This window comes from Paenarthrobacter sp. JL.01a, assembly GCF_025452095.1.
GTDB lineage: Bacteria > Actinomycetota > Actinomycetes > Actinomycetales > Micrococcaceae > Arthrobacter.
Genome location: NZ_CP104877.1, coordinates 3,224,959 through 3,239,312, shown reverse-complemented (window position 1 = coordinate 3,239,312; position 14,354 = coordinate 3,224,959). Strand labels below are relative to the sequence as shown.

15 protein-coding genes are annotated in these 14,354 nt (G+C 63.2%); 11 read left to right on the top strand and 4 right to left on the bottom strand.

All coding sequences use genetic code 11. The features are described 5' to 3' along the window. Positions 1 to 5 precede the first annotated feature (5 nt). From N5P29_RS15245 to N5P29_RS15230, 4 genes are all read left to right on the top strand, one after another. Positions 6 to 950 (top strand): carbohydrate ABC transporter permease, encoded by a 945-nt coding sequence (locus N5P29_RS15245; protein ID WP_262275662.1) that lies wholly within the window; start codon positions 6 to 8, stop codon positions 948 to 950. Next, on the top strand, positions 950 to 1,849 hold the full coding sequence (locus N5P29_RS15240) for a carbohydrate ABC transporter permease (RefSeq protein WP_262275661.1): 900 nt from the start codon (positions 950 to 952) through the stop codon (positions 1,847 to 1,849). Before N5P29_RS15245 ends, N5P29_RS15240 begins: the two co-directional genes overlap by 1 nt. Positions 1,850 to 1,932: 83 nt before the next feature. Then, complete coding sequence (locus N5P29_RS15235) at positions 1,933 to 3,687, top strand: glycoside hydrolase family 13 protein (RefSeq protein ID WP_262275660.1); 1,755 nt, start codon at positions 1,933 to 1,935, stop codon at positions 3,685 to 3,687. 62 nt (positions 3,688 to 3,749) lie between these two features. Continuing rightward, positions 3,750 to 4,661, top strand: coding sequence for an aldo/keto reductase (locus N5P29_RS15230; protein WP_262278602.1), 912 nt, complete (start codon positions 3,750 to 3,752; stop codon positions 4,659 to 4,661). Positions 4,662 to 4,753: 92 nt separating this feature from the next. On the opposite strand, the gene N5P29_RS15225 is transcribed toward N5P29_RS15230, so the two are convergent. The 4 genes from N5P29_RS15225 to N5P29_RS15210 are packed head-to-tail and all read right to left on the bottom strand — an operon-like array spanning position 4,754 to position 8,569. Continuing rightward, the gene (locus tag N5P29_RS15225; RefSeq protein WP_262275659.1) at positions 4,754 to 5,692 is read right to left on the bottom strand and encodes a TauD/TfdA dioxygenase family protein; all 939 of its coding nucleotides are present in this window, start codon (positions 5,690 to 5,692) and stop codon (positions 4,754 to 4,756) included. A gap of 53 nt (positions 5,693 to 5,745) precedes the next feature. Then, positions 5,746 to 6,657, bottom strand: coding sequence for an ABC transporter permease (locus N5P29_RS15220; RefSeq protein WP_262275658.1), 912 nt, complete (start codon positions 6,655 to 6,657; stop codon positions 5,746 to 5,748). Next, on the bottom strand, positions 6,657 to 7,544 hold the full coding sequence (locus N5P29_RS15215) for an ABC transporter ATP-binding protein (protein ID WP_262275657.1): 888 nt from the start codon (positions 7,542 to 7,544) through the stop codon (positions 6,657 to 6,659). The genes N5P29_RS15220 and N5P29_RS15215 overlap by 1 nt, the downstream gene beginning before the upstream one ends. A gap of 2 nt (positions 7,545 to 7,546) precedes the next feature. Then, the gene (locus N5P29_RS15210) at positions 7,547 to 8,569 is read right to left on the bottom strand and encodes an ABC transporter substrate-binding protein (RefSeq protein ID WP_262275656.1); all 1,023 of its coding nucleotides are present in this window, start codon (positions 8,567 to 8,569) and stop codon (positions 7,547 to 7,549) included. A 379-nt stretch (positions 8,570 to 8,948) separates the two neighbouring features. Between N5P29_RS15210 and N5P29_RS15205 the strand changes: the two genes are divergently transcribed. The 7 genes from N5P29_RS15205 to N5P29_RS15175 are packed head-to-tail and all read left to right on the top strand — an operon-like array spanning position 8,949 to position 14,343. Next, the gene (locus N5P29_RS15205; protein ID WP_262275655.1) at positions 8,949 to 9,812 is read left to right on the top strand and encodes an HpcH/HpaI aldolase/citrate lyase family protein; all 864 of its coding nucleotides are present in this window, start codon (positions 8,949 to 8,951) and stop codon (positions 9,810 to 9,812) included. 8 nt (positions 9,813 to 9,820) lie between these two features. Further along, positions 9,821 to 10,741 (top strand): DUF2797 domain-containing protein, encoded by a 921-nt coding sequence (locus N5P29_RS15200; RefSeq protein ID WP_262275654.1) that lies wholly within the window; start codon positions 9,821 to 9,823, stop codon positions 10,739 to 10,741. A 20-nt stretch (positions 10,742 to 10,761) separates the two neighbouring features. Further along, a complete protein-coding gene (locus tag N5P29_RS15195; RefSeq protein WP_144659371.1) occupies positions 10,762 to 10,986 on the top strand; it encodes a DUF3188 domain-containing protein in 225 nt (74 codons plus the stop codon). Positions 10,987 to 11,039: 53 nt separating this feature from the next. Next, positions 11,040 to 11,489 carry an FAS1-like dehydratase domain-containing protein gene (locus tag N5P29_RS15190; RefSeq protein WP_144648633.1) on the top strand — a complete coding sequence of 150 codons (450 nt, stop codon included), beginning with the start codon at positions 11,040 to 11,042 and terminating at the stop codon, positions 11,487 to 11,489. 2 nt (positions 11,490 to 11,491) lie between these two features. Beyond that, the gene (locus N5P29_RS15185; RefSeq protein ID WP_262275653.1) at positions 11,492 to 11,929 is read left to right on the top strand and encodes a MaoC family dehydratase; all 438 of its coding nucleotides are present in this window, start codon (positions 11,492 to 11,494) and stop codon (positions 11,927 to 11,929) included. Positions 11,930 to 11,970: 41 nt separating this feature from the next. Continuing rightward, entirely contained in the window at positions 11,971 to 13,266 is a 1,296-nt protein-coding gene (locus N5P29_RS15180) for an MFS transporter (protein ID WP_262278601.1), read from the top strand. Positions 13,267 to 13,275: 9 nt separating this feature from the next. Further along, complete coding sequence (locus tag N5P29_RS15175; RefSeq protein WP_262275652.1) at positions 13,276 to 14,343, top strand: UDP-N-acetylmuramate dehydrogenase; 1,068 nt, start codon at positions 13,276 to 13,278, stop codon at positions 14,341 to 14,343. The last annotated feature ends 11 nt before the right edge of the window (positions 14,344 to 14,354 follow it).

Sequence of the window (14,354 nt, the reverse complement as noted above, 5' to 3'; positions counted from 1 at the left end):
GAAAAATGTCCATCATCGCAACATCAAAATCTTCAGAGAGCCCAGGGGACTCCCGGACCATCGGGCGGGGGCCAGTGCCGAAACAGCGTAAGGGGAAGCGGGTTGAGCCGATCTTCTACCTTTTCCTGCTGCCGAGCCTTGTCCTTTTCACTTTGGCCATCACCGTGCCGGGCGTCATCGGTATCTTTTTCAGCTTTACGGACTCCATTGGCATCGGCGACTGGGAGTTCGTCGGGCTGACCAACTACATCGCATTGTTCAGCGACCCGGCCATCCTGCAGAGCTACCTGTTCACGTTCGGTTTCTCGATTGTCACCGTCATCGCGGTAAACGTGATCGCCTTCCTCCTGGCCGTGGGGTTGACCTCCCGCATCCGGATGAAGTCGGCGCTGCGGACCGTCTTCGTCATCCCGATGGTTGTTTTCGGCATCATCATCGCCTACGTGTTCAACTTCCTCTTTTCGAATTCCCTGCCGGCGTTCGGCGCCTCCGCCGGAATTCCATGGTTGGAGGGCAGCCTCTTGGCCAACCCTGACCTGGCGTGGATTGCGATTGTGCTGGTCACTGCCTGGCAGGCAGTTCCCGGATCACTGCTCATCTACATCGCGGGCCTCGTCGCCGTACCGGGAGACGTCTATGAGGCAGCAGACCTCGACGGTGCGAGCAAGACACAGCAACTGCTCAAAATCACGCTGCCGCTGGTTGCCGGCTATGTGGTCATCAACGTCATCCTCGGGTTCAAGGGTTTCCTCAATGCCTACGACATCATCGTGGGTCTGACCAACGGTGGGCCGGGCACCTCCACGCGAAGCATCGCCATGACGGTAATCACCGGCTTCAACGGCGGCGACTATGCCTACCAGATGGCCAACGCCACCATTTTCTTCCTGGTAGCCATCGCCATCTCCCTCGTACAGCTATCCCTCACCCGCGGACGGAACGCACTCTGATGAGCACACAAGCCACCCTCGACTCTGAACACGCCACCAAAGCCACTTCTGTAAGTGCCCGGCGTTCAACCGAAAAGCCGGAGCGGATCAACTGGTCCGCCACCACCGTGCTTGTCCTGTGCGCAGTAACTGTCCTGCTGCCCCTGTATGTCACCGTGTCCATGGCCTTCAAGACTCAAGGGCAGGCCGTGGACGGCAATGCCTTTTCCTTGCCGGCTCCCTTCAGCCTCGACGGTTTCATCCAGGCATGGACACTGACCAACTTCCCCGTGGGTGCGGCGATGTCCTTGCTGGTTACAGCCGGGACCGTGGTTGCCACGATCGTCCTCGCGGCCTTCGCCTCCTACGCGATTGTCCGCAACTGGGACCGGCGCTTGTTCCGGTATTCGTTCTTCTACCTGCTCGCGGCAATGTTCATCCCCTTCCCGGTGGTGGCGTTGCCTCAGATCCAACTGACCGGGCGGCTGGGCCTGGACAACCCGTTCGGCGTGATCCTGCTGGCCACGATGTTCCAACTGAGCTTCAGCGTGCTTCTCTTCACCGCGTTCCTGCGCTCCATTCCCATGGAGTTGGAAGAAAGCGCCAGGATCGACGGAGCCACCACGTGGCAGACGTTCTGGAAGCTGATCTTTCCCTTGCTGGCTCCGATGAGTGCCACAGTGGGCATCTTCGCTTTCCTCTATGCCTGGAACGACTTCATGATGCCTTCTTTGATCATTTCCGATCCGGCACTTCAGACCCTTCCCGTGCGGCAGAGCCTGTTCCAGACGCAGTTCAGCAACAACTACCACGTCTCCTTCGCCTCCTACCTGATGGCCATGGCGCCAGCGATCGTCGCTTACCTCTTCACCCAGAGGTGGGTCATGGCGGGCGTCACGCAGGGCGCTGTCAAAGGCTGACGCACGAGGGCTGTTGACCTCACGCGCCAGCCGTCACATACTGGATCGGGAACTAAATTTAGAATCTAAATCAAAGGAGTTTCGTGAGCACCTCCGCCACCAAGGCAAACCTGTCCCACTCCGACCGCATGGCCGACCCCAACTGGTGGCGCCAGGCAGCGGTGTACCAGATCTACCCCCGCAGCTTCTACGACGCCAACGGTGATGGCCTGGGTGACATCAAGGGCATCACGGCCAAGGTTCCCTACCTTCAGGAACTCGGCGTTGATGCTGTGTGGCTGAGCCCGTTTTATCCTTCCGCGCTTGCCGACGGCGGCTACGACGTGGACGACTACCGGAACGTGGACCCCAAGCTCGGAACGCTTGAGGACTTTGACGAGATGGCCGCAGCCCTGCACGCAGCCGGCATCAAGCTGGTAGTGGACATCGTCCCCAACCACTCCTCAGACCGGCACGAGTGGTTCAAGGAAGCCCTCGCGTCGCCGAAGGGCTCGGCCGCACGTGAGCGCTACATCTTCCGTGACGGCAAGGGCGAAAACGGCGAAGTGCCGCCGTCGGACTGGGACTCCGTGTTCGGCGGACCCATCTGGGAGCGCATCACGGAACCGGACGGCACCCCCGGCCAGTGGTACATGCACATCTTCGCCAAGGAGCAGCCGGACTTTAACTGGGAGAACCCGGAGATCCGCGAAGACTTCCTGAAGACCCTTCGCTTCTGGTCCGACCGCGGTGTGGACGGCTTCCGCATCGACGTGGCCCACGGCATGGCAAAGGACCTGTCCGAGCCGATGCCCATGAAGGCGGACCTCCTGAAGAAGGCCCACGGAACTGACGGCTTCATCGACGGCTCCCACCCCTTCTGGGACCGGGACGAAGTCCACGAGGTCTACGCGGAGTGGCGCAAACTCTTCAACGAATACAACCCGCCCCGAACCGCCGTCGCCGAAGCCTGGGTCCACGAGTCACGCCGTGCGCGTTACGCCAGCCCCGAGGGCCTGGGCCAGGCCTTCAACTTCGACCTGCTGCAGTCGGACTTTGACGCCGCATCCTTCAAGAAGATCATCACCGACAACCTGGTGCACGCCAAGGAGTCCGGCGCCTCTTCCACGTGGGTCTTTTCCAACCACGACGTCGTCCGGCACGCCACCCGCTACGGGCTGCCGAAGGGTGGTTCCGTAGCACAGGGAACCAACGCAGCCCAGGACATCACCGGTGCCGAACCCAAGGGCCAGGACGGCAAGGGTTGGTTGCTCGCAGGTGCTCCGGCTGAAGAGCTGGACATCGAACTTGGCCTCAAGCGGGCACGGGCGGCTTCCTTGCTTCTGCTCGCACTTCCCGGTTCGGCCTACCTGTACCAGGGTGAAGAGCTCGGGCTGCGCGAAGTCACAGAGATTCCCGACTCTGAACGCCAGGACCCCTCCTTCTTCCGCAACAAGGGTGTGGAAATCGGCCGCGATGGCTGCCGGGTACCGCTGCCGTGGACTCCCGAGGGTTCGTCCTTCGGCTTCGGCGCAGGTACTGCACACCTGCCCCAGCCTGAATGGTTCAAGGACTACGCAGTGTCCACCCAGGAAGGCGTTGAAGGCTCCACCCTGGAGCTCTACCGCAAGGCCCTTCGCCTGCGCAGTGAACTGCAGACCGAGGAGGAACTCGAGTGGGTGGAAACGGGCAACCCCGAGGTGCTGCACTTCAGCCGCCCGGGCGGCTGGGAAACGGTGACCAACTTCGGCGCTGAAGCGTTCGAGCTTCCGGCCGGGACCGTCGTCGTCAGCAGTGGTCCTTTGGAGGACGGCAAGCTCCCGGCAGACACCACCGCCTGGATTGTCCGCGAAGCCTAAGCGCACGGGAAAGACAACAAGTGAACAATGCGAACGGGCGGGGACGCCTCATCTACGGCTGCATGGGACTAGGCGGTTCCTGGGACGGCACCTCCTACGGGGCCGCTGAAATCGACCAAGCCGCTGCAGTGATTGAATCGGCGCGGGGTATCGGCATCGGGCTTTTCGACCACGCCGACATCTACCGCAGCGGTAAATCAGAGGCCGTCTTTGGGGAGGTCCTCGTCCGTTCGCCAGGCCTGCGGGAGAAAATCCAGCTGCAGACCAAGTGCGGGATCAGGCTGGGGGAGCGGGGACTGCAAACCCATTACGACCTCAGCCGCGACGCCATCCTCGAACGGGTCAACGAGAGCCTGAAGCGGCTCCAAACGGAGTACGTCGACGTGCTGCTTCTGCACCGCCCCGATCCCTTGATGGACGCGCGAGAGGTGGCTGACGCCGTCGGGCAGTTGATGGCCGAAGGCAAGGTGCGGCAACTGGGTGTGTCCAACATGTCCGGCGCCCAGATCGCCTACCTCCAGGACCGCCTGGAAACGCCGGTCGTTGCGAACCAGCTGGAGATGAGCCTGCTGAAGCGTGATTGGCTTGAGAGCACTGTGCTGGTCAACCATCCGGAGGGCGCCGTAACCAGCTTTCCGCACGGGACCCTTGAGCACTGCATGGACAAGGGGATTGAGCTTCAGGCTTACGGTTCGCTTGCCCAAGGGCGCTACACCGGGGCCGGGGCGCTGTCTTCGGCCGACGAAGCGGTTGCCGCGATGCTCGAACGCCTGGCGGCGGAGAAGCACACGACGGCCGAAGCTGTCCTGCTGGGCTGGCTCATGAAGCATCCGGCCCGGATATCGCCGGTGGTCGGCACAACCAACCTTTCACGCATCGGCGCCTGCGCGGACGCTGCCGACGTGGCTGCGCGGATGTCCCGGGCAGAGTGGTACGGCCTGTGGATGGCAGCCCGGGGAAGCAACATCCCTTAGACCCAACTGAGTCGCAGTTCGTGTCGTTATGAACGCTCAAAACGACATCTACTGCGACTCAGCTGGGTTACAACAGCAACACATAGGACCCCCTACGACGCTGCGGGAGCAGTCACCGGAGCCACCACGGAGTACGTGCTGGAATCACCCTGGATGGCCTGGCTCGGCTTCCCCTCCACACCCACAGGGATGTCTCCGGCGATGGTCACGCGGTTCAGCTTGCGGGGCTGGCCGTCGTAGTTGTCCGGAGCGTAGTGCTGGGTAATCCGGTTATCGAACAGCACCACCTGGTTGGGCTCCCAGTTCACGCGGACCACGTTCTCCGGACGGGTCACGTAGGCCTGCAGCAGGCGGATGATGTCCTTCGACTCGGTGTTGGAAAGACCCACAATCCGTAGCCGCTGCGCAAAGCCGCCAATGAACAGCCCGCGCTCGCCGGTCAGCGGGTGCACGCGGACTACCGGGTGGGCGGTCTCAAACTTCAAGCGGGTGAACTCCTTGCGGCGTTCCTCGGCGTTGGCGTGCTCCAGGTTCTTTGGCACCGAGTAGTCGTAGTCGTTGGTGTGGATGGCCCACAGGGTGTCCGCGAAGTTGCGCAATTCCTCCGGAAGGTCCTGGTAGGCGCCGGCCGAAGAAGCGATCAGCGTCTCGCCGCCGTAAGCAGGCAGGTCGATGCTGCGCAGGGTGGAAGCCTGCGGCGGGTTCACCACGAAGGTGACATCCGTGTGCCAGTTGTTGGCCGAACCATTCTCACTGTCCACGGGCAGGACGTTTTCCTCGCCCTCCACGGATGCCACGGTGGGGTGCGCCTTGGTCAAGGGGCCGAAGTGCGAAGCGAACTTCACCTGGGCTTCGTCCGTGAGGATGTTGGCCTCACGGAATACCAGTGCCTTGTGTTCGTTGAGCGCTGCACGGATCTGGGCAACAGTGTCCTCGCTCAGGTCGCCGCTGATGTCCAGGCCGCGGATCTCAGCGCCGATGCGGGAGCCCAGCTTGGCGAATTCGAGCTTGGTTTCGGTAATGACAGTCATTGTTTTTCCTTTTCTTTCAGTGATGGGTGTGGCTGGATCGCCACGGGTAAAACTTAGGAAGCGGCAGAACCAACAGCGGTCCGCCAGCGGGAGAAGTGCCGTTCAAGGCCGACCAGCAGGAAGTTCACGCCAAGCCCGAGCAGGGAGACCGTGAGGATGCCTGCGTACATGTCCGGGATGAGGAAGCTGCTCTGCGCGTTCACGATCAGATAACCGAGTCCGGCTTTGGCGCCGACCATTTCCGCTGCGATGAGAACCAGGATCGAGGCCGTGCCCGCCATGCGGATACCGGTGAAAATGGTCGGAACCGCCGAGGGCAGGATGACCTTCTGGAAAAGCCGGAAGCTGTTCAGGCCCAGCGAACGCGCGGCCCGGATCAGCAACGGATCCACGGTCTTCACGCCTGCGATCGTGTTGAGCAGCACCGGGAAGAACGCAGCGTACGCCACGATGCTGATCTTGGATTCTTCACCGATACCCAGCAGCAGTGTGAACACCGGAAGCAGGGCAAGGGCGGCCGTGTTGCGGAAGAGTTCCAGCAACGGGTTCAGAACCGAGTTCAGCCGTCCGTACCAGGCAATCAGCAAGCCCAGCGATACACCAGCCACAAGGGCCGCGCCGAAACCGGCCACCGAGCGGGTCAGGCTGGCTGCGATGTGGCCCTGGATGGTCCCGGCTTCGAACAGCTTGCCCCACGCCAGAAGCACTTCATGCAGCGGCGGAAGGAAGACCCGGGTGGACGGGCTGGCCAAGTACGTCGGCCCGAGCTCCCACAGCGCCAGAAAGGCAAGGATGGCCGCGGACTTCCACACGCCCGAACCCACAGCGGAGATGGCCCGGCGCACCAGGCCAGGTGCCGGCGTCGTACGTTCCGCCGTGGGTACTTGTGAAACGGAAGGCTCGAAGGCGGTTGTCCGCTGGTGTGCGGACGCGGCGGTTTCTGCCTGTGCGAGGGTGGTGGTCATCAGGCTGCGCTCCTTTCGGGGATGGTTGCTGGTTCGTCCGGGGCACTGCCGTCCGGGAGGATTTTGCGGTGTCCGGCGTCCTGTGCCCGGCGGACTTCGTCGTGAAGCAGGGTCCACACCTGGTGCCGATGCTCTACGAACGCAGGATTGGAGCGGATGTCCTCCTCGCCGTCACGGTCCGGTATATCGATGTCCACGATTTCCTTGAGCCGGCCCGGACGTGCGCTCAAGACTGCAACGCGCTGGCCCAGATACACGGCTTCATCGATGCCGTGCGTGATGAAGACGATGGTCTTTCCGGTGGCTTTCCAGATCCGCAGCAGTTCGTCCTGCAGCTGCTCGCGGGTTTGGGCATCCAGTGCTGCGAACGGCTCATCCATCAGCAGCACATCGGGCTCGTACGCCAGGCTGCGGGCGATGGCCACGCGCTGCTTCATGCCGCCCGAGAGCTCGTGCGGGTAGCGATCCTCGAAGCCCGCGAGGCCTACCAGCGCCAGGTACTCCTTGGCTTTCGCGGCGCGCTCGCGGCGGTTCAGCTTTTTGCCGTCCGGGCCCACACCCTCAAGTCCGATGGAGACGTTGGCCGAAGCCGTCCGCCAGGGGAACAAGGCGTACTGCTGGAAAACCACGGCCCGGTCTTTGCCAGGTCCTGTTACCGGCTTGCCGTCCACCAATACCTCTCCGGAGGTGGGCGTGGAAAGCCCGGCAAGCAGGTCCAGGAGCGTCGTCTTCCCCGAACCACTGGGCCCCACCAAGGTGAGGAATTCGCCGTCGCGGACATCCAGGCTGAGGGAGTCGATTGCAGTCAGCGTCGTGGCGGGGGTGGACTTGGTAGCCCGGACCGTGAACTTTTTGGTGACATTCCTGAGGCTGATCTTCGCTGTCATGGTCATCCCTTCTTCGCGAGATCGTTGAAGTCGTTGGTGTAGTACTTGGACGCGGTCAGCTTGTCCTTGACGATTCCGGCCGAGTTCAGCCAGGCTTCCCACCGCGTGAAGTCCTTGTCCTGGATCACGCCCGCGTCCGGTACGCCGGGGCTCTTCCAGAACTTCAGGTTTGCCGTGCTCTCGTTGCGGCCGCGGCTTTCGATGATCTTGGTGAAGCGGGCAATCACCTCATCACGCGGTGTTTCAGCTGCCCACTTGATCGCTTTGGCGACGCCAGTGGTGAAGGTGCGGGTGGTGTTCGGGTTTTTCTCGATGAAGTCGTTGCGGAGCACGATCTGCCCGCCTGCGAAGTTGCCGAACAGCTGGACGTCGCTGAACAAGGAACGCAGTCCGCCTGCTTCAACGGCACGGTCCTGCAGGACCCCGCCGAGCGTTCCGGCATCCACCTGGCCGCGGCGGATCGCTTCCTCGGTGTCGTTGGGAGCCAAGGGAACCAACTGGACCTGCTTGATCTCGTCCTGGCTCAGGCCGTTCTTGGTCAGCCAGGTGTTGATGACAGCCTCATGGTGGGCGCCCAGGGTGTTGACCGCGATCTTCTTGCCGATCAAGTCCTTGGGTCCCTTGATGTCGCTGTCGGCCTTGACGTAGTAACCGCTGAAGTTCTTTTCGTCGGAGCCGTAGTAGTTGACCACGCCCTTGACGGGGGCGCCGGCTTCGATCAGCTTCACCACCGCGCCGGCGAAAGCACCACCGAAGTCCGTCTGGTTGGTAGCGGCCGACTGAATGTCCTGGGGCCCGCTGGTGGTGTTACCCACCCAGTTCAGATTCAGGTCGCCCAGGTAGCCGAGGTCGGCTGCCAGTTCGGGGAAGGTCACGTTGTTGGCCGAGCCTTGGTACCGAAGTTCCTTGACCTCGTTGCCTGGCTGGCCGCTTTGTCCGGCTTCGGCTGCACCGCCGCAGCCGCTCACCGTCAGCGCTAGTACGACGGCGGCCGCGACGCTCAGGAGGGGCAGATGCAGTTTCATGGGAGCTACTTTCGATGGATTGGAGTGGGTTGGGGTGATCCGCTGCGGCAAGTACTTGGCGAGCTGTGCAACGGCTTGGGAACGATGAAAGCCCATGACGACGGCGGCTGGGAAGTAGCGCGGTAACGCCCGGAAACGCTGCGAAACAGCCCGAAACGGGACGAAATCCTGAGCCACGCCCTGCAACCGGAAGACTCAAAGACGCCGTGTTGAGCCGCGTGAACAACAGCGTCAGGTGGGCCGTTCATGACTGGCGTGTACCGCCGTCGGGCCTTCATACTGCGGGACTCCACAGTCATATGGCGTTTAGTTCGTATTGATCCTCACAAGGAACGCGAATTCTTGGCCTTGCGGGCGGCAGGGCGGATACGGTAGATACATGACGTCTAGCATCGCCGCCGAATCCATTCGGCCCACCCGCAATATTCCTGCCGATATCGCCCGTTCCTGGCTCCTCGTGAACGCCATGAAGACGGAACTTTTTGACGAATCTGCGGCTTCGCGTGCGGACGCCATCATCCTTGACATCGAAGACGCCGTTGACCCGTCCCAGAAGGACGCTGCCCGCGAAAACGTCGTGAACTGGCTGACCGGTGGCGGCCAGGCCTGGGTCCGTATCAACGATGCCACCAGCGATTTCTGGGCCGATGACCTCGCGGGCCTGCGCGGCACGCCGGGGCTCCTCGGCGTCATGCTCGCAAAGACCGAGTCCGCGGACCAGGTCACCGAGTCCTACCACCGCATGGACGGCAAGACCCCCGTGGTTGCCCTGGTGGAATCAGCCCTCGGCATCGAGGAAGCCAACCACATCGCCCGAGCGCAGGGTGCCTTCCGCCTCGCGTTCGGTTCCGGTGACTTCCGCCGCGACACCGGCATGGCCGCTACTCCCGAAGCCATGGCGTACCCGCGCGCAAAGCTGGTTGTCGCGTCCCGCGTCGGCAACCTGCCCGGCCCCATCGATGGACCCACCGTCGGCACCAACCACCCGATCCTGCGCGAGCAGACGGGCATCACCGTGACCATGGGCATGACCGGCAAGCTGTGCCTGGCCATCGACCAGACCACGGTTATCAACGAGGTCATCAGCCCCACGCCTTCCGACGTCGCCTGGGCCACCGACTTCATGAACGACTTCGAAGCCAACGGCCGCGTCATCCGCGACGGCTCCGACCTGCCGCGCCTGGGCCGTGCTGAGAAGATCATGAAGCTCGCCGTGGCCTTCGGGGTCCAGCCTTCCCTGTAAGAGGCCCCGTGCTGGTCCACGGAGTCGCGTGGGACTCATCATCCCCGGCGTTGCGGCTCCACACCCCGGATGGGGAATTTACTGATGTTGCGTTGGCCCAGGGTTCATCCCTGGGCCTGCGTGTTATGCCCGGTTTGTGGTGCCTCGGCCACGTCAAGGTGGACGGCCCCGGCGACAGGACACATGTTCCCTGTCCCGGCAGTTCTCCTGCCGAACGTGGCAAACAGTGCGGTGCCTGCTTCGCGCGGGACGACTCCCGGCTCATGCACGACTTCCACCGCGGCGGCTCCGTACCGCCCGGGCTTCGTTCCTATCTGATGCAGCCGCACTGGCTCTACGTGGCCACCTTCGCCAACGGTGCAAGCAAGGTCGGCACCGCCTCGGCCCAGCGCAAATGGAATCGTCTGGCGGAACAGGGCGCTGTGCACGCTTCCTATGTTTCACGCGCTGAAGACGGCCGTGTCGTCCGCGTGCTCGAGGACCTCGTAACCCGGGACCTTGGCCTCGTCCAGCAGGTCCGTTCGGCAGCAAAGGCGGCATCGCTCGTGGAGCCGCGGACCGGCGTCGAACTCCAGGCCATAAACCGCAAGCATGCCGCAGAGGTGCGTGAACTGCTGGCCGGTCTGGCCATGACGGGTTTCACCGTTGTGGAGGAGGAGTGGGAGCGGCCTGAGTTGGCCCATCAGCTGTGCAGCGCCCGGCCGTCAGGCGCCATCCGCCATCCGTACCCGGCAGCGTTCGACGGCGGTGGGCACGGTCTGCGGGTTCACTCACTGTCGGGGGCCATCGCCTTGGCCGGATTGCCGGACGCCGAGGGCAATGAGGTTGAAGGTACGTTCGTGGCCGACCTTGGTGCGTTGAAAGGGCGGCGTATCGAATTCGGGCCCCACACCACGGAGATCCCGGCACTGCAGGATTCGTTGTTCTAGAGCCCCGGTAGACTTGGACGGTGCTTGAACAATTCTGGGCCACCGCCTCAACCGCCTACAAAGTGCTGGTCTTCAGTGCGATGGGGCTGATCGCCGTCGGACTCATCCTGTCCATCCTTGGGAACACCACCGGCAACCAGGCGCTGGCGGTGGCATCCTTGCCCGTGATCGGCGTCGGGCTGATCCTCCACGTCACAGGACTGGTGGTTCGGGGCCAGAAGATCCGCAAGAGCTACAAGAAATAAGCAGCCGGGAGTTCCGCTCTTCCTGCACGGCCGGTGCCCGATAGGGTTGGAGCATGAGTATCAATCCGGACCTGCAGGGCCGAAGCTACCCTGCCGCAGAGGTATACGACGTCGGTCGTGAAAAAATCCGCGAGTTCGCCAAGGCCGTGAAGGCCAGCAACCCTGCGCACTTTGATGTCGAGGCAGCCAAGGCCCTCGGCCACAGCGACCTCGTGGCACCGCCAACGTTCGCCATCATCGTTGCCCAGCGCGCTGATGCCCAGCTGGTGGAGGACCCCGAGTCGGGCATCGACTTTTCCCGTGTGGTCCACGCCGATCAGCGATTCACGCACCACCGCGCCATCGTTGCCGGGGACCGTCTGGTGGCCGAGCTCCACGTCGACGGCGTCCGGGCCATGGGCGGGGGAGCGATGATCACCACGCGCTCCGAGATTTCCACGGAGGCAGGCGAAAAAGTCGCCACCACGACCTCGTCCATCCTGGTCCGCGGAGAGGGACAGTAACCATGAGCCACTCATTCGAAGAACTGAGCGTGGGCCAGGAAATTGGCACGCGCAGCATTGACGTCACCCGTCAGGACCTTGTGAAGTACGCAGGAGCTTCCGGCGACTTCAACCCCATCCACTGGAACGAGGCCTTTGCAACGTCCGTGGAACTCCCGGGCGTCATCGCCCACGGCATGTTCACCATGGGCGCCGCAGTCCAGCTGGTGAGCGACTGGGCAGGCGACCCTGCCGCCGTCGTCGATTACCAGACGCGCTTCACCAAGCCCGTAGTAGTTACCGACACCACCGGCACCGATGAAGCAGGCGCAGTTATTGATGTCACCGGCGTGGTGGGAGCGCTCGACGCCGATGCCCGCACCGCCCGTATCGACCTCACCGTGGTGGCTGCCGGACAGAAAGTCCTCATGAAGTCGCAGGCGGTTGTGAAGGTCTCTTGAGCCAAGCAAACGACGCACAGCGGCGTGCCACTGCGACGGAAATGTTGCGGTGGCGCGTCGCTGTTCTTGCTTCCTATGCCGCCAGCGGGGTCGCCTTTGCCACCTGGGTGTCCCGGTTGCCGGCGATCCGTGATGGCCTGGACCTGACCCCGGGCGGCATCGGCCTGTTGCTGATGTGCATGACTGTTGCGTCCTTTATCTCGATTTCGGCTTCAGGACTCATCGTGCTGCGCCTCGGACCCAGACTGACCAGCAGGATCGGCAGTTGCATGGTCGGCGCGGGCCTGGTCATCGTGGGCATCGGCACGTCGATCGCTGCCAGCCCGCTCATTGTTGCCGCAGGGCTGGTTGTCCTTGGGCTGGGTACCGCGAGTTGGAACACGGCTTCCAACGTGGAAGGCGCGGCGCTCGAACGCGGGCTGGAACGGCACATCATGCCGCACCTGCACGGGGCCTTCAGCCTTGGAACCGTGGCCGCCGCAGGATTCGGGGCATGGGCAGCCGCAGTGGACATGCCCGTGTTCTGGCACTTCCTGGTAGTAGCGGCAGTGGTGGCGTCCTCGGTGGTGGCGGCCGCTTTCTGGTTCCGTGCTGAGAAGACTGCCCAAGCTGCCGCGCCTTACAGGCCACGGGAGACGGACACCTTCCAGGATCCGTCGACGGGACCGCTGCCCATTGTCAGCGTCCGGCCTTCCGGGGCCTCCGGGTCCGACGCAGAACCCGCCCCACCGCTGGACAACAAACGGCTTGTCGCCCTCGCCTGGCGAGACCGCCGGACCCTCTTGATCGGGGTCCTGGTCCTTGGCTTGGCCTTGGCCGAGGGTGCTGCGGGAGACTGGGTGGCCTTGGCGCTGGCCGATGGGCACGGGCAAAGCGACGCGGCCGGCGCTGTGGGTTATGGCGTGTTTGTCACGTTCATGACTGTTGGTCGGTTCACCGGAACCGTCGTGCTCGACCGGTTCGGGCGCGTCCGGGTGATGCGCTGGTGCTCCGCCACCGCCGTCGTTGGTCTTGCGCTTTTCGTATTTTCCCCGGTTCCTTGGCTTGCCTTCGTGGCGTTGGCGGTGTGGGGCCTGGGCGCTTCGCTGGGCTTCCCCGTAGGTATGTCCGCCGCGGCCGATGATCCAGTCCACGCCGCGGCCCGTGTGTCCGTGGTGTCCACTATTGGATATGGCGCGTTCCTCTGCGGGCCTCCGCTCCTTGGGCTGCTGGCAGAACATTTCGGCATCCTCCATTCCCTGCTGGCGCCCCTGGTCCTGCTGGTGGTCAGTTTCTTCCTGGCACCGCTGGCCGGCAAGCAGAAGGCTGCGTCCATGCAGTCCAGCGAATCCCGTTAGGCTTGATTGGTGACCCAGATGCTTCTTTCAGAATTGACCACAGCTGCCGTCGGCGGCCCCGCAGGACACTATGTTGAAGCCCGCACCGAAGCGGAAATCATCGACGCCGTCCGCTCGGCCGACGGTGCGGGGGAGAAACTCCTGATCATCGGCGGAGGGTCCAATTTGTTGATCTCCGATGACGGCTACCCGGGCACTGTCCTGAAGATCGCTTCCGAAGGCTTTACCGTGAACTCCGAGGACAGCTGCGGAGGTGTCTCTGTGGTGGTCCAGGCCGGCCACAACTGGGATGCGTTGGTGGAGCACTCCGTACTGCACGCGTGGTCCGGACTGGAAGCTCTCTCCGGCATTCCGGGCGCCACGGGAGCAACCCCGGTGCAAAACGTGGGAGCCTACGGGGCAGACGTTTCCCAAACCATTGCCGCCGTGCGGACCTGGGACCGGGAGCGCAACGCTGTCCAGACCTTCACCAACTCGGAGTTGAAGTTCGGCTACCGCGACTCGATCCTGAAGCAAACCACCGTTGAGGGGTCCCCGCGTTATGTGGTGCTGACAGTGGAATTCCAGCTGCCGCTGGGCCGAATGAGTGCACCGATCCGCTACGCCGAGTTGGCCAGGTCGCTGGGAGTCGAGGCCGGAAAGCGTGCATACTCCAACGATGTCCGCAAGGAAGTTCTCCGGCTCCGGGCATCCAAAGGCATGGTCCTGGATGCCACAGACCGCGACACCTTCTCCACGGGATCCTTCTTCACCAACCCCATCGTGCCCGCCGAGCGCGCAGCTGAACTTCCGGAGAATGCGCCCCAGTACCCGGCGGGATCGGATGGGTTGGTGAAACTCTCTGCCGCATGGTTGATCGATCAGGCCGGCTTCGGGAAGGGCTTCGGTCTGGAGGAGTCCAGCGTTTCAGGTGGCCGCGCTTCCCTGTCCACCAAGCACACCCTTGCCATTACCAACAGGGGCTCGGCATCGGCTGCGGATATGGTGGCCATCGCGCGTGAGGTGAGGGCCGGCGTCGTCGAACGTTTTGGTATTGAGCTGCACCCGGAGCCCCTGCTGATCGGCGTCAGCCTCTAGCCAGCAGTGCC

Bases quoted from the DNA above. Each gene is read 5' to 3' on its own strand.
- N5P29_RS15245 (WP_262275662.1), top strand. From the start codon at position 6: ATGTCCATCATCGCAACATCAAAATCTTCAGAGAGCCCAGGGGACTCC.
- N5P29_RS15240 (WP_262275661.1), top strand. From the start codon at position 950: ATGAGCACACAAGCCACCCTCGACTCTGAACACGCCACCAAAGCCACT.
- N5P29_RS15230 (WP_262278602.1), top strand. From the start codon at position 3,750: ATGGGACTAGGCGGTTCCTGGGACGGCACCTCCTACGGGGCCGCTGAA.
- N5P29_RS15225 (WP_262275659.1), bottom strand. From the start codon at position 5,692: ATGACTGTCATTACCGAAACCAAGCTCGAATTCGCCAAGCTGGGCTCC.
- N5P29_RS15220 (WP_262275658.1), bottom strand. From the start codon at position 6,657: ATGACCACCACCCTCGCACAGGCAGAAACCGCCGCGTCCGCACACCAG.
- N5P29_RS15215 (WP_262275657.1), bottom strand. From the start codon at position 7,544: ATGACAGCGAAGATCAGCCTCAGGAATGTCACCAAAAAGTTCACGGTC.
- N5P29_RS15210 (WP_262275656.1), bottom strand. From the start codon at position 8,569: ATGAAACTGCATCTGCCCCTCCTGAGCGTCGCGGCCGCCGTCGTACTA.
- N5P29_RS15205 (WP_262275655.1), top strand. From the start codon at position 8,949: ATGACGTCTAGCATCGCCGCCGAATCCATTCGGCCCACCCGCAATATT.
- N5P29_RS15190 (WP_144648633.1), top strand. From the start codon at position 11,040: ATGAGTATCAATCCGGACCTGCAGGGCCGAAGCTACCCTGCCGCAGAG.
- N5P29_RS15185 (WP_262275653.1), top strand. From the start codon at position 11,492: ATGAGCCACTCATTCGAAGAACTGAGCGTGGGCCAGGAAATTGGCACG.
- N5P29_RS15180 (WP_262278601.1), top strand. From the start codon at position 11,971: ATGTTGCGGTGGCGCGTCGCTGTTCTTGCTTCCTATGCCGCCAGCGGG.